The sequence below is a fragment of the Curtobacterium sp. MCLR17_055 genome (assembly GCF_003234305.1).
GTDB classification, from domain to species: Bacteria; Actinomycetota; Actinomycetes; order Actinomycetales; family Microbacteriaceae; genus Curtobacterium; species Curtobacterium flaccumfaciens.
Map to the genome: position 1 here is coordinate 287,492 of NZ_QKSX01000001.1, position 22,120 is coordinate 309,611.

At 73.7% G+C, this 22,120-nt stretch carries 22 protein-coding genes; 11 read left to right on the forward strand and 11 right to left on the reverse strand.

Going from position 1 to position 22,120, the window contains the following annotated elements; translation table 11 throughout:
• Positions 1–59 precede the first annotated feature (59 nt).
• The 5 genes from DEJ09_RS01300 to DEJ09_RS01320 all read left to right on the forward strand — a co-directional run bounded on the left by DEJ09_RS01300 (position 60) and on the right by DEJ09_RS01320 (position 3,798).
• On the forward strand, positions 60–614 hold the full coding sequence (locus DEJ09_RS01300; protein ID WP_027466268.1) for an RNA polymerase sigma factor: 555 nt from the start codon (positions 60–62) through the stop codon (positions 612–614).
• On the forward strand, positions 611–1,291 hold the full coding sequence (locus DEJ09_RS01305; protein ID WP_146245650.1) for a hypothetical protein: 681 nt from the start codon (positions 611–613) through the stop codon (positions 1,289–1,291). Before DEJ09_RS01300 ends, DEJ09_RS01305 begins: the two co-directional genes overlap by 4 nt.
• Complete coding sequence (locus DEJ09_RS01310) at positions 1,288–1,596, forward strand: hypothetical protein (protein ID WP_110863466.1); 309 nt, start codon at positions 1,288–1,290, stop codon at positions 1,594–1,596. Before DEJ09_RS01305 ends, DEJ09_RS01310 begins: the two co-directional genes overlap by 4 nt.
• A 219-nt stretch (positions 1,597–1,815) precedes the next feature.
• A complete protein-coding gene (locus DEJ09_RS01315) occupies positions 1,816–3,093 on the forward strand; it encodes an NAD(P)/FAD-dependent oxidoreductase (RefSeq protein WP_111087396.1) in 1,278 nt (425 codons plus the stop codon).
• 15 nt (positions 3,094–3,108) lie between these two features.
• Complete coding sequence (locus DEJ09_RS01320) at positions 3,109–3,798, forward strand: hypothetical protein (RefSeq protein WP_110863464.1); 690 nt, start codon at positions 3,109–3,111, stop codon at positions 3,796–3,798.
• A gap of 36 nt (positions 3,799–3,834) precedes the next feature.
• On the opposite strand, the gene DEJ09_RS01325 is transcribed toward DEJ09_RS01320, so the two are convergent.
• Positions 3,835–4,194, reverse strand: a complete 360-nt coding sequence (locus DEJ09_RS01325; protein WP_111087397.1) for a UBP-type zinc finger domain-containing protein — start codon at positions 4,192–4,194, stop codon at positions 3,835–3,837.
• A 140-nt stretch (positions 4,195–4,334) separates the two neighbouring features.
• On the opposite strand from DEJ09_RS01325, the gene DEJ09_RS01330 reads away from it, so the two are divergent.
• Positions 4,335–4,973: an acetolactate decarboxylase gene (locus DEJ09_RS01330; protein ID WP_181433217.1), complete on the forward strand. Its 639-nt coding sequence runs from the start codon at positions 4,335–4,337 to the stop codon at positions 4,971–4,973.
• A gap of 12 nt (positions 4,974–4,985) precedes the next feature.
• Here DEJ09_RS01330 and DEJ09_RS01335 read toward each other — a convergent pair whose 3' ends face one another.
• Positions 4,986–7,853, reverse strand: coding sequence for an AAA family ATPase (locus DEJ09_RS01335; protein WP_111087399.1), 2,868 nt, complete (start codon positions 7,851–7,853; stop codon positions 4,986–4,988).
• A 179-nt stretch (positions 7,854–8,032) separates the two neighbouring features.
• Positions 8,033–9,994: a helix-turn-helix transcriptional regulator gene (locus DEJ09_RS01340; protein WP_111087400.1), complete on the reverse strand. Its 1,962-nt coding sequence runs from the start codon at positions 9,992–9,994 to the stop codon at positions 8,033–8,035.
• Positions 9,995–10,255: 261 nt separating this feature from the next.
• On the opposite strand from DEJ09_RS01340, the gene DEJ09_RS01345 reads away from it, so the two are divergent.
• Both DEJ09_RS01345 and DEJ09_RS01350 read left to right on the forward strand, forming a co-directional pair.
• Positions 10,256–11,311, forward strand: coding sequence for a Dyp-type peroxidase (locus tag DEJ09_RS01345; RefSeq protein ID WP_111087401.1), 1,056 nt, complete (start codon positions 10,256–10,258; stop codon positions 11,309–11,311).
• Entirely contained in the window at positions 11,308–12,114 is an 807-nt protein-coding gene (locus DEJ09_RS01350) for a family 1 encapsulin nanocompartment shell protein (RefSeq protein WP_111087402.1), read from the forward strand. The genes DEJ09_RS01345 and DEJ09_RS01350 overlap by 4 nt, the downstream gene beginning before the upstream one ends.
• Before the next feature lie 167 nt (positions 12,115–12,281).
• Here DEJ09_RS01350 and DEJ09_RS01355 read toward each other — a convergent pair whose 3' ends face one another.
• The 7 genes from DEJ09_RS01355 to DEJ09_RS01385 form a co-directional block, all read right to left on the reverse strand.
• Positions 12,282–13,154 carry a phospholipase gene (locus tag DEJ09_RS01355; protein WP_111087403.1) on the reverse strand — a complete coding sequence of 291 codons (873 nt, stop codon included), beginning with the start codon at positions 13,152–13,154 and terminating at the stop codon, positions 12,282–12,284.
• A gap of 298 nt (positions 13,155–13,452) precedes the next feature.
• The gene (locus tag DEJ09_RS01360; protein ID WP_027466277.1) at positions 13,453–13,908 is read right to left on the reverse strand and encodes a MarR family winged helix-turn-helix transcriptional regulator; all 456 of its coding nucleotides are present in this window, start codon (positions 13,906–13,908) and stop codon (positions 13,453–13,455) included.
• Positions 13,909–14,084: 176 nt separating this feature from the next.
• Positions 14,085–14,735: a GntR family transcriptional regulator gene (locus DEJ09_RS01365; protein ID WP_111038155.1), complete on the reverse strand. Its 651-nt coding sequence runs from the start codon at positions 14,733–14,735 to the stop codon at positions 14,085–14,087.
• 182 nt (positions 14,736–14,917) lie between these two features.
• The gene (locus DEJ09_RS01370) at positions 14,918–15,385 is read right to left on the reverse strand and encodes a DUF1810 domain-containing protein (RefSeq protein WP_111087404.1); all 468 of its coding nucleotides are present in this window, start codon (positions 15,383–15,385) and stop codon (positions 14,918–14,920) included.
• The gene (locus tag DEJ09_RS01375) at positions 15,382–16,173 is read right to left on the reverse strand and encodes a YqjF family protein (protein ID WP_181433218.1); all 792 of its coding nucleotides are present in this window, start codon (positions 16,171–16,173) and stop codon (positions 15,382–15,384) included. Before DEJ09_RS01375 ends, DEJ09_RS01370 begins: the two co-directional genes overlap by 4 nt.
• Positions 16,170–16,568 carry a hypothetical protein gene (locus DEJ09_RS01380; protein WP_181433219.1) on the reverse strand — a complete coding sequence of 133 codons (399 nt, stop codon included), beginning with the start codon at positions 16,566–16,568 and terminating at the stop codon, positions 16,170–16,172. The genes DEJ09_RS01375 and DEJ09_RS01380 overlap by 4 nt, the downstream gene beginning before the upstream one ends.
• A gap of 79 nt (positions 16,569–16,647) precedes the next feature.
• Positions 16,648–17,916, reverse strand: a complete 1,269-nt coding sequence (locus DEJ09_RS01385; protein WP_111087462.1) for a phosphopantothenate--cysteine ligase family flavoprotein — start codon at positions 17,914–17,916, stop codon at positions 16,648–16,650.
• A gap of 64 nt (positions 17,917–17,980) precedes the next feature.
• On the opposite strand from DEJ09_RS01385, the gene DEJ09_RS01390 reads away from it, so the two are divergent.
• On the forward strand, positions 17,981–18,772 hold the full coding sequence (locus DEJ09_RS01390; RefSeq protein WP_181433220.1) for an NRDE family protein: 792 nt from the start codon (positions 17,981–17,983) through the stop codon (positions 18,770–18,772).
• 177 nt (positions 18,773–18,949) lie between these two features.
• Here DEJ09_RS01390 and DEJ09_RS01395 read toward each other — a convergent pair whose 3' ends face one another.
• Complete coding sequence (locus tag DEJ09_RS01395; protein WP_027466280.1) at positions 18,950–19,888, reverse strand: SDR family oxidoreductase; 939 nt, start codon at positions 19,886–19,888, stop codon at positions 18,950–18,952.
• Between the two features lie 124 nt (positions 19,889–20,012).
• Between DEJ09_RS01395 and DEJ09_RS01400 the strand changes: the two genes are divergently transcribed.
• Both DEJ09_RS01400 and DEJ09_RS01405 read left to right on the forward strand, forming a co-directional pair.
• On the forward strand, positions 20,013–21,122 hold the full coding sequence (locus tag DEJ09_RS01400; RefSeq protein ID WP_258373751.1) for an LLM class flavin-dependent oxidoreductase: 1,110 nt from the start codon (positions 20,013–20,015) through the stop codon (positions 21,120–21,122).
• Positions 21,123–21,328: 206 nt separating this feature from the next.
• Positions 21,329–21,991, forward strand: a complete 663-nt coding sequence (locus tag DEJ09_RS01405) for a hypothetical protein (RefSeq protein ID WP_111087407.1) — start codon at positions 21,329–21,331, stop codon at positions 21,989–21,991.
• Positions 21,992–22,120 lie beyond the last annotated feature (129 nt).

Sequence of the window (22,120 nt, forward strand, 5' to 3'; positions counted from 1 at the left end):
CGACGACGGTGGACGGACGCACCCAGCCGTTCACCATCCACCACCAGTAGAAGGAACGCGTGCACCACCAGTCCCTCGCCGAGCTCGACGACGCGGTCCTCGCCGGCCGGTCGTCCGACGGTGACGTCCGGGCCTTCGAGGTCCTGATCCGTCGCCACACCCCGCTGCTCCGCGCCTACGCCCGTCGGACCCTCGGTTCCACCGACGAACTCGACGACGTCGTGCAGGAGACCTTCATCACCGCGTGGGACCGCCTCGACTCCCTCGAGGACCTCGCGCGCGTGAAGTCGTGGTTGATGCGCATCCTGAGCCGGAAGTGCCTCGACCGGATCCGCGCGCGGCGTGTCCACGACGACGTCACCGAGCTCGAGGTCGCCGCGCCGGCCGACGACGCACCCGACCGGGTCGCCGAGGCGCGCTCGCGCGAGGACGCGGTCGAACGTGCGCTGGCCGAACTGCCCGAAGCCCAACGACGGTGCTGGATCATGAAGGAGGTGCTCGAGTACCGGTACGACGAGATCGCCGCCGAACTCGACCTGCCACCCTCGACGGTCCGGGGACTGCTGTCCCGAGCGAGGAAGAACATGATCCGACTCATGGAGGGATGGCGATGACCGACCACGACGGCATCCGGCCGGACCTGCCCGACAGCCCCGAAGCACTCGACGCCCTCGAACCCGGTGACCTCGACGGCCACTCGATCGACGAACTCGCCGACTACCTCGACGCCGGCATGCAGCCGGCGGACCCGAGCATCGACGACTCGCCCGCCTGCCAGAACGCCCTGGCCGCGATCATCCGCGTCCGCCACGCGTCGCTCCGCTCGCTCGAGGCGGCCGCCCGCGACGAGGCCCCGGCCGACGAGTCCTGGATCAGCGGCGTCCTGGCGAACATCTCGATCGAGTCCCGCTCCGGTCGCGACGTCCCGCTCCGCCCCCTGTCCGAGACCGAGCGCCCGGTGATGACCGAGGGCGCCATCCGGTCCCTCATCCGCCGCACCGGCGACGAGGTCCCCGGGGTGCTGGTGGCCCGCTGCCACCTCGACGGTGACGTCACCGAACTCGCGTCCCCGATCCGGGTGGTCGTCGAGATCGCGATCGCGTCCGGTCCGTCGATCCCGGCGACCGCCGAGCTGGTCCGCGCCGCCGTGGCCGGTGCCCTGGCCGAGCAGACCGACCTGCTCGTCGAGGCGATCGACGTCGTCGTCCGTGACCTGCTGCCGGACCCCGAGCCCGGCACCGACGAAACAGGCACCGACGAGCCCGGCACCGACCCGGAGGAGGCCCGATGAGCACCACCGACGAGACCCTCGCCGCGATCGAGGCCGCCGTCCTCGAGGTCCCCGGCGTCACCGACCTGTACCGCTCCCGCCCGACGGTCGCGAGCGCCGTGCAAGCGGTCCGCAGCATCGCCACGAGCACCGGACCGCTCCGGATCGTCGTCGACGACGACGCCCTGCGCGTGGTCATCGGTACCGACGGCTTCCGCCCGGCCCCCGAGGTCGCCCGCGCCGTCCACGACGTCGCCCTGGCGACCGCCGCGGCGCACGGCCTGGCGCTCAGCCGCGTCGACGTGCGCGTCGCGCGGGTGGGCTGACCGCGACCACAGACCGAACGGGAGGCCCGTGGCGACGCCGCCCCGGGCCTCCCGTCCGCCGTGGGCGCAGCTGATCCCGCCCGGCGCGACCCGACGACGCCTCCGGTGCCGAAGGAGACCCTCGCAGGACCACGTGCAGCGCGCCGGCAGTCCGTAGCGTGCTCGTGAGGGAGCGGCAGCAGTTCCGCACCGATCGTCGTCGCACCGACCGGAGGAACCATGGAGACCGACGCCGCCGTGGTCCCGTCACGTCGCGTCCGCGTGTACGGACGGCCGTTCGACGCGGACTCCTACGCCCTGCGGGACTTCCTGTCGCGCTCCGTGGTGCAGTTCGACTGGTTCCCGGTCGACGTCGGTGGTGCCGTACCCGGCGACCAGGTCGCGGCCGCCGTCCAGGTCGATCCGTCGCGGCTCCCGCTCGTGGTGTTCCCCGACGGCACGGAACTGGTCGCACCAACCCTGCGCGAGGTCGCCGACCGGCTCGGGTGGATCCACGCACCGCGACGCCAGGAGTACGACCTGTCGATCTACGGCGCCGGTCCCGCCGGGCTGTCCGCGGCCGTGTACGCCGCCTCCGAAGGGCTCGACGTGGTCCTGCTCGAACGGGACGCCGTGGGCGGGCAGGCCGGTTCGAGCAGCCTCATCGAGAACTACCTGGGGTTCCCCGAGGGCATCGCCGGGGCGGACCTTGCCGAGCGTGCCCGGGAACAGGCCGTCCGGTTCGGCGCCGAACTCCTGGTGATGCGCGAGGGCGTGCGCGGGGTCTTCCACGACGGCCGCATCCACGCCGACCTCGCCGACGGCGGCCACGTCGTCGCCCGTGCGAACATCTGCGCGACCGGTGTCGAGTGGCGTCGGCTCGGGCTGCAGCGCGAGCAGGAGCTGCTCGGTTGCGGTGTCTACTACGGTGCCGGGACGAGCGAGGCGGACGGCTGCGCCGGCGAGCAGGTCTTCGTGGTCGGCGGGGCGAACTCGGCGGGCCAGGCGGCGATGAACCTGTCCCGTTCCGCGGCGCACGTCACGATGCTCGTGCGGGGCGCGTCGCTGTCGGCCACGATGTCGGAGTACCTGAGCGCCAGGATCGCGGCCGCACCGAACGTGACGGTCCGGACGGGCTGCCAGGTCTCGGCGCTCCACGGGGACACCCGACTCGAGTCGATCGAGGTGACCGACGGCGACGGGGCCACGGTGTCGCTGCCGGCCACGCGGTTGTTCATCTGCATCGGCGGACGACCGGACACGAGCTGGGCCGAACAGACACCCATGGTCCGTGACCGCCTCGGGTACCTGGTCACCGGCCCGGACCTCGACGCCGTCGACGGCTCACTCGACCAGTGGCCGCTCGAGCGTCGTCCGTTCTGGCTCGAGACGAACGTGCCGGGGTCCTTCGCCGCCGGGGACGTCCGCGCCGGGTCCGTCAAGCGCGTCGCCGCAGCGGTCGGCGAGGGCGCCATGGCCGTGACCTTCGTCCACCGCCACCTGGCGACGAGCGACTGACCGAGGAGTCCCGTGATGCCCGACGAACCCGACACGACACTGCCGACCGCCGCGGAGTCGATCACCTCCCTGGACCGGCCCACCGCCTTCTTCAACGCCCTGATGACCGAGCACTTCGTCCTCGAGAGCGCGCGGAGCATCACGGTCAGCGAGTCGAGCAGTCGCTCCTCGCTGTACCTCACCACGCTCTCCAGCTCGCTCGTCGCCTTCGGGTTCCTCGCGCACACGCCCTTCGCGCTCGGGTTCCTCGGCGCGATCATCCCGGTGATCGTCCTGCTCGGTGCGTTCACCTACGAACGCCTCGTCGAGACCTCGCTCGAGGACGTCGCCGCGCTCGCCGCGATGCAACGGATCCGTCGCTACTACGGTCGGCTGCTGCCCGAGGCCGACACGTACTTCCCGATGCCCCGCGGGCGGCACGCGGCGAACGAGCTGCTCGACATCGGCCGGGCCCCGTCGTGGTACCGGCTGCTGTTCACGATGTCGTCCGCGATCGCGGTGGTGAACTCGATCGTCGCCGGCGCCGGGGTCGCCATCCTGGTCGACCAGCTCGGCGTCGACGACCCGGGTTCGATCGCGTGGGGCGTCGGGTCGGCGGTGGTGCTGGCCGTGGCGCACCTGTCGTACCAGGTGCGGTCGCACACCACGATGCACGAGGTGATCGCCCGGTCGGAGGCGCTCGACACCGACCGCAGGCTGCCCTGACCGGTCGCGGGAGGCCGCGACCGGCCGCGGCCGGTGTCAGCGTCGCTCGGCCAGCTGCTCCGACCAGTCGCGGGGGAGCCGGTCGGCCGGGCCCGGGACCGACTGGGTCGTCGGGTGCGCCTGCGGGTCGGCGAGGCGGGGTCCGTCCACGAAGTCCTGCATGACGAAGTCCCAGAACCACCCCTCGCCGGGCTCGAACGACTGCATGACCTCGTGCCCGGTGACCGCGAAGTGCGCGGTGGCGTGCCGGTTCAGGGAGTCGTCGCAGCAGCCGACGTGCCCGCAGGCGGCGCACCGACGCAGGTGCACCCACCACGAGCCCGTCGCGTCGCACTCCACGCACCCCGTGCCGGACGGGGGGACGGACGGGGAGACCATGGTCGCGCGTGCAGTCATGGTCCAACCGTGCGCCGCGCACCCACCGGAGCGCTTGAGTCAAACGGCGCTGGTCCCGCGCGGGCGGACTTCCTACGGTCGAACCGAGGCCGGACGAGGAGTGCGTGGTGCGGGAGACGACGGATGACAGGACCACGTCCTTGACGACCCTCGCCACGTGGGCGCAGCAGGTCGTCGACGATCCTCGGCACCGACGACCGGCAGTCCACGTCCCGGTCGCCGTGGCGGACCTCGGTCGGCACGGCACCCTCGGGCTCGGTGCGCTCGCCGGGGCCGGCACCGGCACCGCCGACGGCCTGGTCGTGTTCGACCGCCGGTGCTTCCGGATGCTGCCGGACGGCGCCGCAGCGGTCGCGGACACGGCCGACCCGGTCGCGTTCGCGGTCGTCTCGACGTTCTCGCCCGACCTGGTGGTGACGGTCGCGTCGGTCGCCTCCGTTGCCGACCTGGAAGCCCGGATCGCCGCCGTCCTGCCGCCGCGCGACTTCGCGGTGGCCGTCTCGGTCGACGGCGTCTTCGACGAGGTCCGGACCGAGGACGGCACGACCGGGACGACGGTGCACCGCGCGGTGACGGGGCGTCTCGTCGGCTTCCGGACGCCGGGCCCGGGCGGGGTCCGTGCCGACCTGCACCTCGGGTTCCTCGACGCCACCCGCACCCGCGCCGGAGCGCTCGCCGGGTTCGCGGGGTTCTCCGGGCGGATCGAGCTCGGCTTCTCCACCGCGCCGCACCTGGCGGTTCGTGCGCTCGGTGCCGGGTTCGACGGGGGACCGGTGTGACCCGAGCGGCGGTCAGCCGGAGCGGTGCTGCCGGAACCGCGCCGCGAGCTCCCGGCGGGACGCCACGCCCCACTTCGTGTAGACGTGCCGGACGTGGCTCGTCACCGTGTGGGTCGAGATGAACAGGTCGGACGCGATCTGCTGCGTCGTCAGGCCGGCGGCGACCCGTTCGACGACCTGGGCCTCGCGAGCGGTGAGCCCCGGGAGTCCCGAGGCGCCCGACGCAGCGGGGTCGGCGGTGGCCGCCCGGACGGTCACGCCGACGCCCCGCAGGTGCCGCCGCGACCGTTCGGCCTCGCGCAGGGCACCCGCACTGTCGAACAGCTCCGTCGCCTCCCGCCACACCTCGACGGCCGCGGGCACGGAGCGCCGCCGCAGGGCGCTCCCGAGGTCTTCGAGCGCCGCGGCCAGCACGAGCCGGCGGTCGACCCGGCGCAGCCGCTCCACCGCCGCGCCGAGGTGCTCCACGGAGTCGTGGACGAGTCCGTGGACGTGCAGCCAGGTCCCCCCGCACAGGTCGTTGTCCGGGTTCGCCGTGGCCCGGAGTCGCGCCACCCGTTCGATCCGCTCGAGTCGGTCCCGTCGGCCCCCACGGATCGCGATGCGCGCCAGGTGGACGTCGTCGGCGAAGTCGGCCGGGCTCGACATCGACGCGATCGGTTCCTCCAGGCTCCGCCACGCCACCTCGCTGCGGTCGACGGCGGCCCGGACATCGCCGTATGCGTCCGCTTCGAGCGCCAGCAGCCACGAGCCGGAGCGTGCGAAGGCCGGATCGGCGTGCAGGGCCTCGGCGAAGTGCCGCGTCCGGTCGGCCGCTGAGCGGTCGCCCTGCAGCAGCGCCGTGCGGAAGAGGACCGTCCCGGCCGTGAGCGCAGCGAACTGACCGAGCTCCAGGTCCTCGGCCAGGTCGAGGACCGACTCGGCCGACGTCTTGACGTCCTCCAGGAGGCCTTGGTCGAAGAGCACCCGCGTGCGCAGCATCATCCAGGCGGCAGTCGGGCGGGCCAGGTGGTTGCGACGGGTCTCGATGGCGTTCGCCTCGGCGATGCGTCCGGCTCGGTCGGTGTCGCCGAGCGCACCCGCGAGGAACGCCACCCAGAGTCCCTCGGGCAACCAGGTGCTCGACGAGCCCCCGGTGGCAGCGATCCGGCTCATCGCCGACGTGATCGCCTGCGTCGCGTCCGCGAACCGGCCCTCGTTGAAGGCGAGCACGGACGCGCTGGCCTCGAAGGTGGCGACGGCGACCGGGTCCGCGTCGCCGTCGACCGTCGCCCGGGCCTCCCGCAGCGCGGTCGCGAGGTCCGCGTGCCGTCCGGCCTGGGCGAGGTTCAGCGCGCGGACGGCGAGCAGACGGGACCGCACACCGGCGCTCACGCCGGGCAGGGCCAGCGCGGACTCGACCGTCCGAAGCGCATCCGGCGTCGAGCCCTCGGTCTGCAGCCGCGCCAGGGTGAGGTGCAGGCGTGCGTCGTCCTCCGGGGCGAGGCGGCCCTGCAGGTCGTCGAGCAGCGCACGGGCTTCGGCCGTCCGACCGCTGTGCCAGAGCAGCGGCAGGACGTCGACGACGACGCCGGGCAACGCCGGGGTGCCGTGCGCGAGGTCGGCGGCGCGGAGGGCGAGCGCGCCGGCCTCGGTGGGATCCGTGCTCGCGAGGTCGATCGCCACCGTGCGCAGGACCTCGGCGGCGCGGACGTCCCCGCGCTGCGCCACGGTGGCGATGCGCGCGACGATCGAGACCGGTGGGACACCCTGCCGCAGGAGTTCGTCCACCGCTTGCCGGAGCAGGTCGTCGCGGACGGCCGCGGGGATCATCGACTCCGCCGCCTCGCGGAGGACGTCGTGGCGGAACGACAGGTCCGTGCCGTCGTCGACGAGCACCCCCGCCTCGATCGCTTCCTGCAGCCCGGGGAGCAGCCGCTGCACCGGCTGGTCGAGCATCGCCGACAACGACCGCACCGAGAACGAGCGTCCCAGGGTCGCTCCGACCTGCACGAGCTGCTGCGTGGGCTTCGACAGGCGTCGGAGGCCCTCGCGGATCGACGCACCGAACCTCGCCGGCAGCGCGGCGCCCGGCATCGTGGCGACACCGTCCACGATCGCCAGCAGGCCCTCGTCGACGAGTCCGCGCACGAGTTCGGCGACGAGGATCGGGATGTGCTCCGTCCGTTGGGCAACATGCAGGACCGAGCTGTCGGGCGTCGCGCCGACCAGGTCGGCGATCATCGCGGCCGTGGCCTGTTCGTCCAGCGGGTCGAGGTCGAGGAGCCGTCCCGTCGCGGCGAGCTCGTCGACGGTCGCCGTCACCGGCGGGTCCTGGTGCTCGGTCCGGACCGCGACGACCCAGAGCACGGGGACGTCGGCGAGCCGGCGCGACAGCGATCGGAGCACCGCCAGGGTCGTCGTGTCGCACCACTGCAGGTCGTCGACCACGACCACGACGCCGCTCGACGCCGCGGCCCGCTCCAGGTCGTCCTGGAGCTGCTGGAGGAGCCAGTACCGCGCCTCCGGGTCCAGCGTCACCGCGCTGAGCCGGACGCGGTCGGAGATCGGCCGGGGCCCGGCGCCCAGCGCGTCCATGATCGGTGCGAGCGGGATCAGGCGTGCGTCGCGGTCCGTGCGACCGACGGCCACGCGGAGGCCGGCCGCGGTCGCCTGGTCGACGACGTCCTCGAGCAGACGCGACTTGCCGACCCCCGCTGCGCCGCGGACGACGAGCACGTCACCAGCACCCCGTGCCAGACCGGCGAGGGCATTGGCGACGACGCCCTGCTCGACGCTCCGGCCGCGGATCGGCAGCCCGCTCCGGGGCACGGCGGACACCGGCACGGAGACCTCGTCTCCGCGGGGGAGCAACTCCTCGTCCGTCAACACGGCGGCCACCAGTCCTCGTCGGTGGCTGGAGTCTACGAACGGACCGCGGGCTCGCGACGGGCCCTGCCGTTACCCCGGCGACGGGTTCCGGTGACGCTCCCGGGTCGTCCGCCCGGGGTGTCGCGGGTGGTGGCCGGGGCATCCGGGGCCCGCGGGGCGAGCGGCCGGCGAGGGTGTCCCTGACAGGGTCACGTCCGGACGTCGCCCGTCGCATCGCCTTTCAGTCGCAGGAGTGCATCCCGGAGTCCGGCGCGCGTCGTCACGCCGAGCTTCGGGAACAGCCGGTACAGGTGCCCGCTCACGGTGCGCGGCGAGAGGTACAGCTGCCCGGCGATCTGCTTGTTGGTCAGCCCGGCCGCGGCGAGGGACGCCACACGGCGTTCCTGTTCGCTCAGGTCGACCGCCTCCAGCGCCGTCAGCACCGGACGGGCGGCACCGGCTGCGCGCAGCTCGCGTTCCGCGCGGGCCTGCCAGTCACCGGCACCGAGCACCTCGAAGGCGCGCGCCGCCATCCGGAACTGGCCCCGGGCCTCCAGGGCGTGCATCCCACGACGCAACCACTCGCCGTAGGCCAGGCGGACGCGGGCCACCTCGAACGGCGAGACGTCGCCGTCGACGCTGGCCAGCGCGTCCTCGAAGAGGGCGCGGGCTCCGTGCGTCTCGTCGACGACCGCTCGGCAGGCGAGCAGCACCAGGGAGCGGCGCGGGGTCGGCTGGTCGGTGAACGCCCGTTCTGCCCGGGCCACCAGTGCGGCACCGTGGTCGGCCAGGCGGAGCCGCGCAGCCGACTCCACCGCGTCGAGCAGCTCGATCGGTCCGTAGCTGCTCTCGAGCCACCGCCCCGCCCTGCCCGGTCGCGTCGCCGAGCGGCTGTAGGCCTCCTCGAACCGTCCCGTCGCGACGTCGAGCGCGGAGCGGGCGTGCTCCGCAGCCCGGGCGACCAGCGGCGTGCCGTGCTGCGCCGCCCACCGTGCTGCGCGGTCGGCCTTCCGTGCCGCCTGCTCCTGCTCGCCCTGCACCGACAGGACCAGGGCCTGCAGCGCCTCGGTCAGCGCGACGAGCGTCCCGGCCTGCCAGCGCTCGGCCGCTCGGTGCACGTGGTCGAACGCCGCCCGCGCCGCGTCGAGCCGCCCCGCCTGGTAGTGCGTCACGGCGGCACGGCACGAGCTGAAGTAGCCGAGGAGCCCGGCGTCGCCCGCTCGTCCGAGCACGGCCTCCACGTGGTCCCGGCGCGGATCCGTCGAGTCGAGCAGCGTCCACGCGATGTGCAGTGCCACGGCCTTCCAGGGCCGCGCGTCGGCAACTGATGCCTGCACCTCGCGGTACAGCGCGGCACGCTCGTGCTCGGTCCGGCCGGATCCGTCCACACAGTCCTCGACGAGCCGCAGCACCGGGTCGAGGTCGCGGTCCGCAGTCAGCGCCAGCGCCTCGTCCCACCAGGAGTCGTGCCCGCCGAGGTAGCAGAGCACGTGCAGCGTCGCGACCAGGACGTCGTCGGCGCCAGCCCGGTCGGACTCCCCGAGCGCGGCCAGGACGGTCCGCCTGCCGGCGTGCACGTCACCGGACCGGACCGCCCGGGCGAACTCGACCGCCGCCACCAGCGACGGATCGGGTCGGGTGCCCCGGCGGACGGCCCGTTCGGCCTCGGTGTCGACGAGACCGAAGTCCCCGGTGAAGGCGGCCGTGACGGTGACGGAGACGTCGGCCGACGGCAGCCGGGTGCCCGATCCGGTCAGGGCCCGGCCCTCGCGCACGGCGACCACCACGACCGTCCCGAGGTCCTGCGCCAGTGCGGCGAGCAGGTCGTGCAGCACGGTCCTGGCGTCCTCGTCGAGCGCGTCGAAGTCCTCGACGAGCACGACGCTGCGGGTGGGCCCCGGTGCCCCGGCGTCGTGCGCCCGGACGAGGGCGAGCCACGGGGCCAGCGACGCGGCCTCCATGACGGGGTCACCGCCCACCGCACGCCACCGGACGACCGTGTGGCCGTCCGCCCGGGCGGCGTCGGCGACGTCCGCGAGTGCCCGTGCCCGGGCGGACGCGTCCGGTCCGGTGACGACCACGAAGGGATCGGTGCCGCCGGACGGCGAGCGCAGCGCCCGCCCCGTGCCGTCGTCGTGCGCCGGTCGTGCGTCCGAGATGCTGATCGTCATCGTCGCTCCTGGATCGTCGGTCGTCCGCCGCCCGGGAGGCCCGTGGCGGCCGCTCCGGACGCTAGCGACGACGACGCGGTCACCACATCACCCCGTGGTCGCCCGGGCATCCCCCCTTGCGGAGCGGGTCATCCGACTCAGGCGTGACGGGGCACCGGGTGGCGATGCTCGACGGGAGACACCCCACGGCACCGAACCGCACCGTCAGGACGGCTGCGGAGGAAAGGCGGACACCATGGCCTCCGTCCACGGCGCACGCTGATGACCGGCGCACCGGGCAGCCGCGTCCCCATCGACGCGCAGAGCGTCGACGCACCGCTCTCCCGTTCGGCGGTGTTCCTGACCCTCGACGTCGGGCCGGACGACGACGACCTCGATGCCGTCCGCGACGTCCTCAGCGACCTCGACGGCCTGCTGAAGACGGTCGGCTTCCGCGACCTCGACGCACACCTGTCCTGCGTCGTCGGGATCGGGGTGGTGGCGTGGGACCGGTTCTCGCCGCACGCCCGCCCGGACGCGCTGCACCCGTTCCCCGCACTGACCGGGCCGGTCCACTCGGCGCCGTCCACCGGGGGAGACCTGCTCTTCCACATCCGGGGCGAACGCACCGACGTCTGCTTCGAGTTCGAACGCCTCCTGCTGGCCGCGCTCGGGGACCACGTCACCGTGGTCGACGAGGTCAGCGGCTTCCGGTACTTCGACACCCGCGACCTGCTCGGCTTCGTGGACGGCACGGCGAACCCGGTCGCGCAGGACCTGGCAGCCTCCGCACTCGTCGGTGCGGACGACCCGGACTGGGCCGGTGGCAGCTACGTCGTCGTCCAGAAGTACCTGCACGACCTGGCGGCGTGGAACGCCCTCGGGACGGACGCGCAGGAACGCATCATCGGCCGGTCGAAGTCGGACAACGTGGAGCGGGACAGTGCCACCGAGGTCCGGCCCTCGCACAAGTCGCTCGCGACCATCGTCGACGACGACGGGGTCGAGCACGACGTCCTCCGCGACAACATGCCCTTCGGTCGACCCGGCAGCGGGGAGTACGGCACCTACTTCATCGGCTACAGCGGTGAGCTCTGGGTGCTCGAACGGATGCTGGAACGGATGTTCGTCGGCGATCCTCCCGGGACGTACGACCGGCTGCTCGACTTCTCGCGCGCGGTCACCGGAGCGACGTTCTTCGCCCCCGCACGCGATCGTCTGGTGGACCTCGCCGCGCTCGCGGCACCGCCGTCGCCGTCCGTGGTGACGGCTCCCGACGCCACCGGTCCCGGTCTCGGCATCGGTTCACTCCGCAGCACGGAAGGGCACACGCCATGAACCACCTCCTCCGCGAACTCGCACCGTTCGGCGACGACACCTGGGCGGTGCTCGACGCCGAGGCCCGTGACCGGCTGGTCCCGGCGCTCGCCGCACGGCGCATCGTCGACTTCGACGGCCCGCGCGGCTGGCAGTGGTCCTCGGTCGACCTCGGCCGCACCGACGCGGTGACCGGCGGGGTCGCCGACGGCATCACCGCACGGCGCCGCAGGGTCCTGCCGCTCTGCGAGGTCCGTGCGACCTTCACCGTCGCGCTCGAAGAGCTCGTGGACTCCTCCCGCGGCGCCACCGACGTCGACCTGGGCGACCTCGACGCGGCCGTGCTGCGGCTCGCGGCCCACGAGAACCGGGCGACGCTGCGCGGGTGGCCGGAGGGCGGCATCACCGGGGCCGGCCACGCGTCGACCCAGCCCGCACAGTCGCACGACGGCTCGCCGGCGTCGTTCCGGGCCGCGGTCACCGCTGCGGTCGCCGCACTCCGCGACGTCGGGGTCGCCGGGCCGTACGCCCTGGCGTGCAGCCCCCGTGACTGGGCGGACATCGTCGAGACCGACGACGCCGGCACGCCCCTGCGTGAGCAGCTCGAGGGCATCACCGGCGGTCGGGTCGAGCGAGCGCCCGGCATCGACGAGTCGCTGCTGATCAGTCAGCGCGGCGGGGACTTCGTGTTCACCGTCGGCGAGGACCTTGCCCTCGGCTACCTGGGCCACGACGGCGTCGACGTCACGATGTACGTCGAGGAGACCTTCGCGTTCCAGGTGAACACCCCCGAGGCGTCCGTCGTCCTCCGCCGGTCACTCTGAGGAGCAGGCGCGACGAGCGGCGCGACGGGCGGGTCCGTTGCCCACCCGCGTCGACGTGCGCGTCGCGCGGGTGGGCTGACCGCGACCACGCAACGGACGGGAGGCCCGTGGCGGATCCGCCACGGGCCTCCCGTCCGTCTGCCGGTCGCCGTCGCGACCCGCGCCGATCAGTAGAAGTTGTTCGCCTGCGAGTGCCCCCACGCCGCGCACGGGGTGCCGTACGCCGAGCTGATGTACTGCAGGCCCCAGGTGATCTGGGTGGTGGCGTTGGTGCGCCAGTCCGCGGCGATCGTGGCCATCTTCGAGCCGGGGAGCGCCTGCGGGATGCCGGTCGCGCCGCCGTTCGCGTTGACGGCCTGGTAGTTCCAGCCGGACTCCTTGGTCCACAGGTTGTCCAGGCACTGGAACTGGTCGGCACCCCAGCCGTACTCCGACGACGCGAGCGAGCTCGCCGTGGCCTTGGCACCGGCGACGGTGTTGCCGGCGGCGAGCTTCCGGGCGGCCTCCGCTGCCTCGGCGGCAGCCTTGCGCTCGGCAGCGGCCTTCGCTGCGGCCGCGGCCTTCGCGTCGACGTCCCGCTTGTCCTGCGTGGCGCTCGCCTGCGCGACGTCGGTGGTCGACGCGACCGTCGTCGAGATGCGGTTCGTCAGCGCAGCGCCGGACAGGTCCGGGTAGTCGCTCAGCGCGTCGACGCGCTGTTCGAGCGCCGAGGTGTCGACCTTGTGGTTCGCGGTCTGCATGACGGTCTTCGCCGTGGTGATCGTGGCGGCGGCCTGGGCACGGTCGAGCGCGGTGCCGCGCAGGGCGGGCTCCGCGGTCGCCGAGGCGCTCGGGGTGCCGGTCGGCATGCCGAGGGCCTCGCCGATGGCGGGCTGCGTGCCGACGGTCAGGGCGCCACCGGCGACGGCCAGGACCGCTGCGCCGCCGGCGATCAGCGTCGCGCGGTGCCGCAGGGCCCGACGCATCCGGCGGGTGGGGGTGTTCAGGGCTTCACGTCGGGTCGAGGCCGTCGTGGTGGGGAGCTCAGGGGTGTGTCGCATCGGTTCCGCAGGTCGGCGGCTCGGTGGGGGAGGGACTCCCGCTCGCGCGACCGAGATCGTGCGGGCACGCCGGAGGCTGGCGGTGTCGGTGACACCGTCGGCGACGACGAGGAGTCCTCGAGCCGGTGAGGACCGGACGGTGGTGTGGGGCCCGTCCGTCCGCCGGGAGCAGCCGTGGGGTGGCCGCGGTCAGGCGGAGCCGACACCATGACCGGTCAGACTGGGCAGCGCGTCCAGGAACGCTGGCAGAACGGTCCGTCCACCGCTTGGTAACGGTTCGGTAACGGCCGTGCGGGGCCTAGAAGGTGTGAGGTTCCTGGGCGTGCTCGCCCTGGGCGACACGCTCGAGCGCGGCCAGGGCGCCGGCGATCGCCTGGACGTCCGACTCGTCGAGCTCGGCGATGAGTTCGGCGACGATCCCGGTGCGGTTCGCACGGGCCTGCTCGACCGCCTCGATGCCCTCCGGCGTGGCCGTCACCATGAACGCCCGGCCGTCGCGTGGGTCGGCCTCGCGCTGGATGAAGCCGCGCTGCTCGAGCTCGGTCAGGATGCGGGTCATCGTGGGCTTCGTGACCACCTCGATCCGCGACAGGTCGCCGGGGCGCAGGGGTCCGTGCCGCTGGATCGACGCGAGTGCCGACACGATGCCGTACCCGAGCGAGGCCGAGTCGGTGCGGGCCCGTCGGTTGATCCGACCGACCGCGGCGGCCAGGCGTGCGGCGACCTCGGTACGGTCCGTCGGGCGGGGGTTCATGTGCTGCTCCGGGTGCCTGGTTCAGGTGGTCGCCAGCGATGCTATCGGTCCGCGCGGCCCCGGGACTGGGAGCGTCACGCGCGTGGCCGGGCCGCCGACCGGGAGGCCCGTGGAACGTCGGCCGCCCGCCTCGCGTGGGCGAGACGGGCGGTTCCTGTACGCGGGTACAGGTGGACTCAGTGCTTCTCGCCCGGCAGCTGGTGGATCGCCTCGGTCGCGAGCTCGGCCGTGACGTTGTCGCCGGATTCGGTCGCCGCCCGGAGTCGCCGGAAGTCCTCGGTCATCCGGTCCCAGTCGACCAGTTCGTCGAGGTTCGGCAGTCGCAGCCGGAACGCCAGGCCGTCCATCGTGTCGCGGCAGACGCGCTGCAGGTTCTCGTTGCCGCACTCGGCGACGTACAGGGCGAAGACGTCGAGGGCGTCGTGGTTGACGGCGGCGACCTCGTGGGCCTCGAGCTCGGTGATCGTCTTGTCGAGCTGGGCCAGGATCTTCTTCCGGCTCGCCGAACCGAGGCGCGGGACCGCGAGCCGGACCACGCCACCGAACAGCACGCCGAGGGTCTGCATCGCTTCGATGACCTCGGCGGGGTCTGGCGTGGTGACGCGGGTGTACCGGTTCGGGGCCATCTCGATCAGGCCGGCGCGGGACAGCTGGCTGAGGGCCTCGCGGATGGGTGTCCGGGAGACGCCGAGCCACGAGATGAGCTCGTCGTCGTTCAGTCGTTCGCCCGGCAGCAGGGTGCCGTCCATGATCGCGTCGTGGATCTTGTGACGGACGGTGTCACGGAGCAGCTGGTGCTCGGTCGGGGCGCTGCGGGGGACCGGCATGCGTTCTCCTTCGGGGGCGGCGGCGTCGGGGCGCCGGGCGAACGGGCACGGTCGACATCGCACGTGCTCGCATCACCGTACCTGATATGACAACGGCGTTGCGGTCGGCTCAGCGCGTGTCAGTGTCGACGTTCAGATGCCGGTCACGCGCGTCGGGCGTCGTGGGTCGTGCGTCGCGTGCGTCAATCGCGTTCCGAGCGCTCTCCGAGCAAGCGGAGCGTGGCCGGGTCCTCGGCGCCGGCGTCCCAGCGGTCCAGCACGGCGGCGAACGGCTGTGGGTCGGTCGCGACTCGGGCGAACAGCGTCATCGACGACCGGAGCTTCACCGAGTCGATGCCCCCGAGCAGGGCGTCGGCGGAGCGGGCGGGGGCGTCGTGTGCGACGTCGGTCGCCGTGAGCAGGCGGGGCCCGAGCACCGGGTGCGTCAGGTAGGCGCGGGCTTCGTCCACGCCGGTGATCGCGTAGCGCACGGCTGTGGCGCTCCGCCCCAGACCGGCCAGCTGCGGGAACACGAACCACATCCAGTGCGACGACTTCCGGCCCCGGCGGAGTTCGTCGAGTGCGACGTCGTACACACCCTGCTGGGCCCGGACGAAGCGGTCGAGGTCGAACGGGTCGTCGGCCTGTGCGTGCGGCTGTGCGTCCGTCACCGGACGACCCCGCCCCAGCCGTACCGGACGGTCGTGCCGTCGACCACGAGCAGGGAGTCCGGCGCCCGGTCGAACAGTCCGGGCATGCCGACGGCGTCGGGCAGGTCGCCCTCGAGCCGGTCGAGCGTGGCCGAACGGGTGGTGAGCACCGGGTGCTGTCGCTGCCAGAACAGGGTCTGCGCCAGGTACCGCGCGTGGATGCCGGCGCGGGTGGTGAGCTCGGCGGCCAGCGGGGTGTCGACGACCTCGCCGGCGGTCACCCGCACCGAGGCCGCGTGCTTCGGCCGCACCGCACCGGTCGGGCGTTCCTGCCGGAGCGACCGCGCCCACCGCACCGGGTGCAGCGCGCGGGTCGGGTGCCGGACGGACCGGTGCGCCACCGCGTCACCGCGGCGACGGGAACGTGCGTGCGCGAACGTGTACGGCACGCCGAGCAGTGCGTGCGCGGCCACGATGGCGGGCACGTTCGCGGTGTCGACCGTGCGGTAGGTCACCCCGCGCCGACCCTGGTCGTCCACCGTGAGGACCTCGATCGTGACCTCGGTCATGGTGCCGAGTCGCCCGGCAGAGGGGAACGGCGGCACCCGGGTCTCCCGGAACACGTACGCCGACAGCCCCACCCAGGCGCTGCCGTCGGCCACGTCCGGACGGGTCCCGCGGGGGACGAGCCGCTGCAACGACGCCGGGTCGTGCCGCCAGTGCGCGAACACGATGTCCTCCCAGGCGTGCTGGGTGACCGGGCGGTGCAGGAGCGGCACCGCCGCGCGGGTCCACGACGGCTGGGTCACGGCTTCGGTGCGTGCCGACCGACGCGCATGCTCCAGAGGACCAGCGGCAGCTGCAGGGGGAGCCGCAGGACCCCGATCAGCCGCATCGCCCGGCTCGAGCGGGGATGGTCGAGCAGGTCGTTCGCCATCTTGACGTTCGCCGGGAACACCGCCGCGAACAGCGCCGCCGCCGCCCAGCCCGAGGCACGGCGGGTGGCGGGGAACGCGAGCCCGGCGGCGATGCCCAGCTCGGCCACCCCGGAGGCCAGCGTGGTCAGCCGCGGGGGCAGGGCCTCCGGCACGATCCGGTCGAAGTGGGTCGGGCGCAGGAAGTGCATGGTGCCCGCCGCGCCGAGGGCCACCGCCAGGATGGTGGCCGTGCGGTTGGCACGTTTGATCCGCTCACGTCGTCGCATGCGCCCCATCGTGCCCGCTCGTCCTCGGAAGCAGCCGGAGACGCTGCTCACGTCAGTGCGCATTCACGTCAGTGTGCATTCACGTCAGGGCGGTCGCGACGAGGTCGAGGACCGCCGTCGCCACCTCGGCCTTCGTGCCGGAGGTCTCGCGGACCACCTCGCCACCGGGCACCAGGACCTCGATCGCGTTCTCCTCGCGCTCGAACCCGGCCGACCAGCCGACGTGGTTCACGACGAGCAGGTCCGCCGGCTTCCGGCTGATCTTGGCACGCCCGAGCTCGATCCGTGCGTCGCGGTCGGGCTCGGTCTCGGCAGCGAACCCGACGATGATCTGCCCGGTCCGCCGTGCCGCCACGAGGTCGGCGAGCACGTCCGGGTTCCGTACCAGCTCGAGCGTCATGCGCTCGCCCTGCGCGTCCTTCTTGAGCTTCTCGGTGAGCACCTCGGCCGGACGGTAGTCGGCGACGGCGGCGGTCATCACGACGACGTCCGCTTCGGTGGCGGCGGCGTGCACGGCCTCGGCGAGTTCGAGCGCGGACCCGACGGACACCACGGTCGCGTCCAGCCCGGCGGTCAGCGAACCCTCGACGTTCGCGGCGACGAGGGTCACGGACGCGCCACGACGGACGGCGTCGGCGGCGATCGCGATGCCCTGACGGCCGCTCGAGCGGTTGCCGACGAACCGCACCGGGTCGAAGGGCTCGCGGGTGCCGCCCGCGCTGACGACGACACGGACGCCGGCCAGGTCGCCCTGTTCGCCACGGGCCCCGGTGCTGAACGCGGTGCCGGTGTCCGCACTGCGGCGGCCGGCCGGGGCGGGGTGCTGGTCGAGCACGGCGAGCGCTGCGGCGACGATGTCCTCGGGCTCCGCCATCCGACCGATGCCCGCGTCGTCGCCGGTGAGCGCGCCGACGACCGGGCCGACCAGGTGGACGCCGCGGTCACGCAGCGTGGCGACGTTCGCACGGGTCGCGGGGTGCTCCCACATCTGCGGGTGCATCGCCGGGGCGACGACGACGGGTGCCTCGGTCGCGAGCAGCGTCGTGCCGAGCAGGTCGCTCGCCAGGCCGTGCGCCATCCGCGCCAACGAGTCCGCGGTGGCCGGGGCGATGACGACCAGGTCCGCCCGGCGACCGAGCGCGACGTGGCGCACCTCGGCGACGTCGTCCCACACGCTCGTGGTGACGGGGTTGCGGCTGAGGGCCTCGAGCGTCGGCAGTCCGACGAAGCGCAGGGCGCCCTCGGTCGGGACGACGTGCACGTCGTGGCCGCGCTTGACGAGGTCGCGGACGACCCCGACGGCCTTGTAGGCGGCGATGCCCCCGGTGATCCCCACGATGACGGTCAGGGCGCGCTCTGCTGCTGCGTTCACCTGGCTCACGCTACCGGGGCCACGTGCGAGGATCGACGGCATGTGCACCGTCGTCGTCCGCGTCGACCCCGGGTCCGCGTGGCCCGTCACCGTGCTCGCCCTGCGGGACGAGTCGCCCGAGCGCCCGTGGGACCCGCCCGCTGCCTGGTGGCCGGACCGCGACCCGGACCTCCGTGGTGTCCGTGACCGCTCCGCCGGTGGTGCGTGGCTCGCCGCGTCCGACCGAGCCGGCCTGGCCGTGGTGCTCAACCGCGCCGAACCCGTGACGAGCGTCGACGGCACGTGGACGACCCGCGGGGTGGTGCCGGTGGACGCCGTCGCCGACGACCTGCTGCCCGGACACGACGGCACGCTGCCGACCACGCGGGCCTTCAACCTGGTGCGCGCCACGGCCGAGGGCACCTCGGTGCTGACCTGGGACGGCGAACAGGTCCGCACCACCGACCTCGGCCCCGGCGTCCACATGGTCACGCACGGTGCGGCCGACGACCCCGCGGCGCCGCGCATCGGTCGGTGGCTCGAGGCCTTCCGCGCGGTCGACGCCCCGGCCGGCCCGCCGGTGCTCGGCCCGTTCGACGAACTCCGCACCGTGGACTCCGGTGGCGACGCCGGTGACGGCTGGGGCGGGTGGTTCGGCGTGCTGGCGGAGTCCGCGGCGCTGCCGAGCGACCACCCCGACGCGATCCTCCGCGACGTGCACGAGGCCGAGGGGCACATGACCACCCTGTCGATCGTCGCCGCGGCGATCGCGCCGGGCCGCACCGTCCTGCAGCACGCCCGCCTGACCGAACCCGGGAAGCTGGACGGGTCGGTGGAGCTGCACCGCGCCTGACGCTGGCGGCGTGCCGGACCCGACCCGGGCCTCCCGGCCGCGCCCGCGCCCGCGTCCCAGCGCGCAGGGCGTCCGAGCGGTGCGAGGTTGCGTTCTCGGTGCGACCCGCGCCCCCTCGCACCACGTCCGGAACTCCGCACGGGCCGCGGCGCCCCTCGCACCGTGCGAGGCGTCTGGCTAGAGCGGCGGGCGCGTCCCGGTGAGGTCCTCGGCGACGGCCCAGAGCGAGCGGGCGAGGTCGGCGCTCCGCGCGGACCCGGGGATCGACACGGTGGTGGTCGGACCGGTCATGCCGAACGGACCCGAGGGGCCGTAGTACGCGCCGCCCACGGCGTTCGGCCCGACCGCCGCGTACAGCAGCGGCTCGGTGCCCTGCTCGACGGCCTGGGTGAACGGCAGGGCGCGGTTGCTCGACCGCACCGGCTTCGACCGACCGAGCGAGCGTCCCGCGGCCTGCAGGTTCGTCCGGGTGTAGCCGGGGTGGGCGGCGGTGCTGACCAGTGGCACGTCGGCCTCGACGGTCAGGCGGTGCAGGTGCAGCGCGAGCAGCAGGTCGGCGAGCTTCGACTGCGCGTAGGCGCGCCAGCCGTTGTAGCCGCGCTCCCACTGCAGGTCGGCGAAGCGGATCCGTCCGGGGATCGCGGCGAGGCTCGACATCGTGACGACCCGGGGTGCCTCGGCCAGGGGGCCGTCGGCGAGGGGCGTGCGCGCGCGCAGCAGCGACGGGAGCAGCAGGTTCGTCAGGGCGAACGGGCCGAGGAAGTTCGTGCCGAACTGCAGCTCGAAGCCGTCGACGGTCTCGAAGCGCTCCGGCGGGGCCATCACACCGGCGTTGTTGACCAGGACGTCGATCGGACGTTCCTCGTCGACGATGCCGCTGGCGAAGCGGCGGACGCTCGCCAGGTCGGCGAGGTCGAGTTCGCGGACCTCCACGTCGGCTGCGGGGTGGGCGGCGCGGATGCCGGCGGCGGCGGTCTCGCCCTTCTCGGTGCTGCGGACGGCGAGCACGACACTGGCGCCGGCTCCGGCGAGGCGCAGGGCGGCCTCCTGTCCGGTGCCGCTGTTGGACCCGGTGACGACGATGCGGCGTCCGGTCTGGTCGGGGAGGTTCGGCATGCGGGTGACCGTACTCGTCCGGGCTGGCCGACCCCGGTCCGGGCGCGGCCCAGGCCCCGGTGCGCGCGCGCCCGGGCCGTGCTATGTTGATGCAAACGCATGGAAGTGCGACCAGGAGGACACCATGAGCAACGCATTCGGCACCGACCGTCCCTCGGACGTCCCGCCGCCCGCACCCGACCGGATCGGACCGCTGCAGCTCGGCCTCGACACCTTCGGTGACGTCACCGAGCGCGCCGACGGCAGCCTGCAGTCCGACGCGCAGAGCATCCGCGACGTCGTCGACCAGGCCGTCCTCGCCGACCAGGTCGGCGTCGACTTCATCGGCGTCGGGGAGCACCACCGGGCCGACTTCGTCGTGAGCGCCCCCGAGGTCGTCCTCGCCGCGATCGCCGCCAGCACCGAGCGCATCCGGATGGGCTCCGCGGTCACCGTGTTGTCCTCCGACGACCCCGTCCGCGTGTACGAGCGCTTCGCCACCGTCGACGCCCTGTCGAGCGGCCGCGCCGAGGTCATCCTGGGGCGTGGCTCCTTCACCGAGTCGTTCCCCCTGTTCGGCTACGAGTTGAGCGACTACGAGGTCCTGTTCGAGGAGAAGCTCCAGCTCTGGGCAGCCCTGCGCGGCGGCGACGCCGTGACCTGGTCCGGCACGAAGCGTGCGGGCCTGGTCGACCAGGACGTCTTCCCGAAGCTCGAGCACGGCGCGATCCCGACGTGGATCGGTGTCGGTGGCTCCCCGCAGTCGGTCATCCGTGCCGCGTCCTACGGCCTGCCGCTGTTCCTCGCCATCATCGGCGGGCAGCCCGCCCAGTTCGCCCCGTTCTCGCGCCTGTACCGCCAGGCCCTCGCGCAGCTCGACCTGCCGCAGCAGCCCATCGCGATGCACTCGCCGGGCTTCGTGGCCGCCACCGACGAAGAGGCCGCCGAGCGCTACTGGCCGTACCACAAGGCCGTCACCGACCAGCTCGGCCGGGAGCGCGGCTGGCCGCCCCTCGACGTCGCCGGGTACCGCGCGAGCCTGTCGGCCGGCGGCTCGCTCTACGTCGGCTCGCCGGAGACCGTCGCCCGGAAGGTCGCGCGCAACATGCGGATCCTCGGCGCCTCGCGCTTCGACATGCGGTACGCCACGGGTCGCCTGCCGCACGCCGACATGATGCGCTCGATCGAGCTCTACGGCACCGAGGTCGCACCCCGCGTGCGCGAGCTGCTGGCGCAGCCCGTCCCCGTCGCCTGACGGTCGCGGGCCCGTCCGGGGTCCGGTCCGGTTCGGTCCGCAAAACGCCGGTGTTCGCGCTCCACACCCCCCTTCGCGGGTGTTCGGAGCGTGGACACCGGTGTTTTGCGTTCAGGTTCCGGTCCGTGCGGCGCGCGGGTGACGGCCGGGAGGCCCGGGGCGGCCGCCGAGATCGGCTCACGGGGGCCGCGGGTACGGTCCAGGGCATGTCGTCACGCCCCGACCACGCCTCCGGTCCCGCTGCTGGTCACGCCCCCGACTCTGTCGTCGAACGCCGGTTCCGCGGCCGGATCATGGGCGTCGGCACCACCTCGGGCGTCCGGATCGTCGTCGGGATGTGGGACCGCTCGCCGTTCGGCCCGTTCACGGACGTGTTCCTCGAACTCCCCGACGGCACCAGCGTGCTGCTCGCACCCGACGAGATCGTCGCCGCGTACGTCTCCGGCACCTACCGCTTCGACACCGTCTCGGTCGTCGACGTCCGCGCCCGCCGCACCGCCGGCGGCCTCGAGCTGTCCGCCGGGGCACTGCAGGCCTCGATCGACGTCGGCGGCATCTCGCCGCTCGGCCGGATCCTGCGCATCGTCCCGAAGCCGATCGCCCGCGACCCGCGCTGGCTCGCCGCGATCGACCCCGTGGCACGGCTGCTCGCGCCCGGGTCCGGGACCGCGGGCTCGGCGGGCAACGGCCGGCGCGAGTACTACGGCGTGACCGGGGCGCACGACGTCACCGGCGTGCGCGGGACCTGGGCGGGGGAGCCCCTCGGGGACCTGGCGCCGCTCGACCCGCCCGTGGCGTTCGGCTTCGCCTCGATGCCGAAGATCCCGCAGGTCGTCGACGTCGAGACCACGATCCGCGAACCCGCCTGACCTCGGCTGGCCCGCCCACGGTGCCGCCCGCCGGTTCCGTGCGTGCGCATGTTCCGACGATCCGCGCGTCGATCGACTCGTGTCCGGTCGCTCGATGCACACGCATCCGGTGCGTGTGCATGCAACGAC

What these genes read in the sequence shown, in the direction of transcription:
- DEJ09_RS01305 (WP_146245650.1), top strand. Translation starts at nt 611, where the DNA reads ATGACCGACCACGACGGCATCCGGCCGGACCTGCCCGACAGCCCCGAA.
- DEJ09_RS01310 (WP_110863466.1), top strand. Translation starts at nt 1,288, where the DNA reads ATGAGCACCACCGACGAGACCCTCGCCGCGATCGAGGCCGCCGTCCTC.
- DEJ09_RS01315 (WP_111087396.1), top strand. Translation starts at nt 1,816, where the DNA reads ATGGAGACCGACGCCGCCGTGGTCCCGTCACGTCGCGTCCGCGTGTAC.
- DEJ09_RS01320 (WP_110863464.1), top strand. Translation starts at nt 3,109, where the DNA reads ATGCCCGACGAACCCGACACGACACTGCCGACCGCCGCGGAGTCGATC.
- DEJ09_RS01325 (WP_111087397.1), bottom strand. Translation starts at nt 4,194, where the DNA reads ATGACTGCACGCGCGACCATGGTCTCCCCGTCCGTCCCCCCGTCCGGC.
- DEJ09_RS01340 (WP_111087400.1), bottom strand. Translation starts at nt 9,994, where the DNA reads ATGACGATCAGCATCTCGGACGCACGACCGGCGCACGACGACGGCACG.
- DEJ09_RS01345 (WP_111087401.1), top strand. Translation starts at nt 10,256, where the DNA reads ATGACCGGCGCACCGGGCAGCCGCGTCCCCATCGACGCGCAGAGCGTC.
- DEJ09_RS01350 (WP_111087402.1), top strand. Translation starts at nt 11,308, where the DNA reads ATGAACCACCTCCTCCGCGAACTCGCACCGTTCGGCGACGACACCTGG.
- DEJ09_RS01355 (WP_111087403.1), bottom strand. Translation starts at nt 13,154, where the DNA reads ATGCGACACACCCCTGAGCTCCCCACCACGACGGCCTCGACCCGACGT.
- DEJ09_RS01360 (WP_027466277.1), bottom strand. Translation starts at nt 13,908, where the DNA reads ATGAACCCCCGCCCGACGGACCGTACCGAGGTCGCCGCACGCCTGGCC.
- DEJ09_RS01365 (WP_111038155.1), bottom strand. Translation starts at nt 14,735, where the DNA reads ATGCCGGTCCCCCGCAGCGCCCCGACCGAGCACCAGCTGCTCCGTGAC.
- DEJ09_RS01380 (WP_181433219.1), bottom strand. Translation starts at nt 16,568, where the DNA reads ATGCGACGACGTGAGCGGATCAAACGTGCCAACCGCACGGCCACCATC.
- DEJ09_RS01390 (WP_181433220.1), top strand. Translation starts at nt 17,981, where the DNA reads ATGTGCACCGTCGTCGTCCGCGTCGACCCCGGGTCCGCGTGGCCCGTC.
- DEJ09_RS01395 (WP_027466280.1), bottom strand. Translation starts at nt 19,888, where the DNA reads ATGCCGAACCTCCCCGACCAGACCGGACGCCGCATCGTCGTCACCGGG.
- DEJ09_RS01400 (WP_258373751.1), top strand. Translation starts at nt 20,013, where the DNA reads ATGAGCAACGCATTCGGCACCGACCGTCCCTCGGACGTCCCGCCGCCC.
- DEJ09_RS01405 (WP_111087407.1), top strand. Translation starts at nt 21,329, where the DNA reads ATGTCGTCACGCCCCGACCACGCCTCCGGTCCCGCTGCTGGTCACGCC.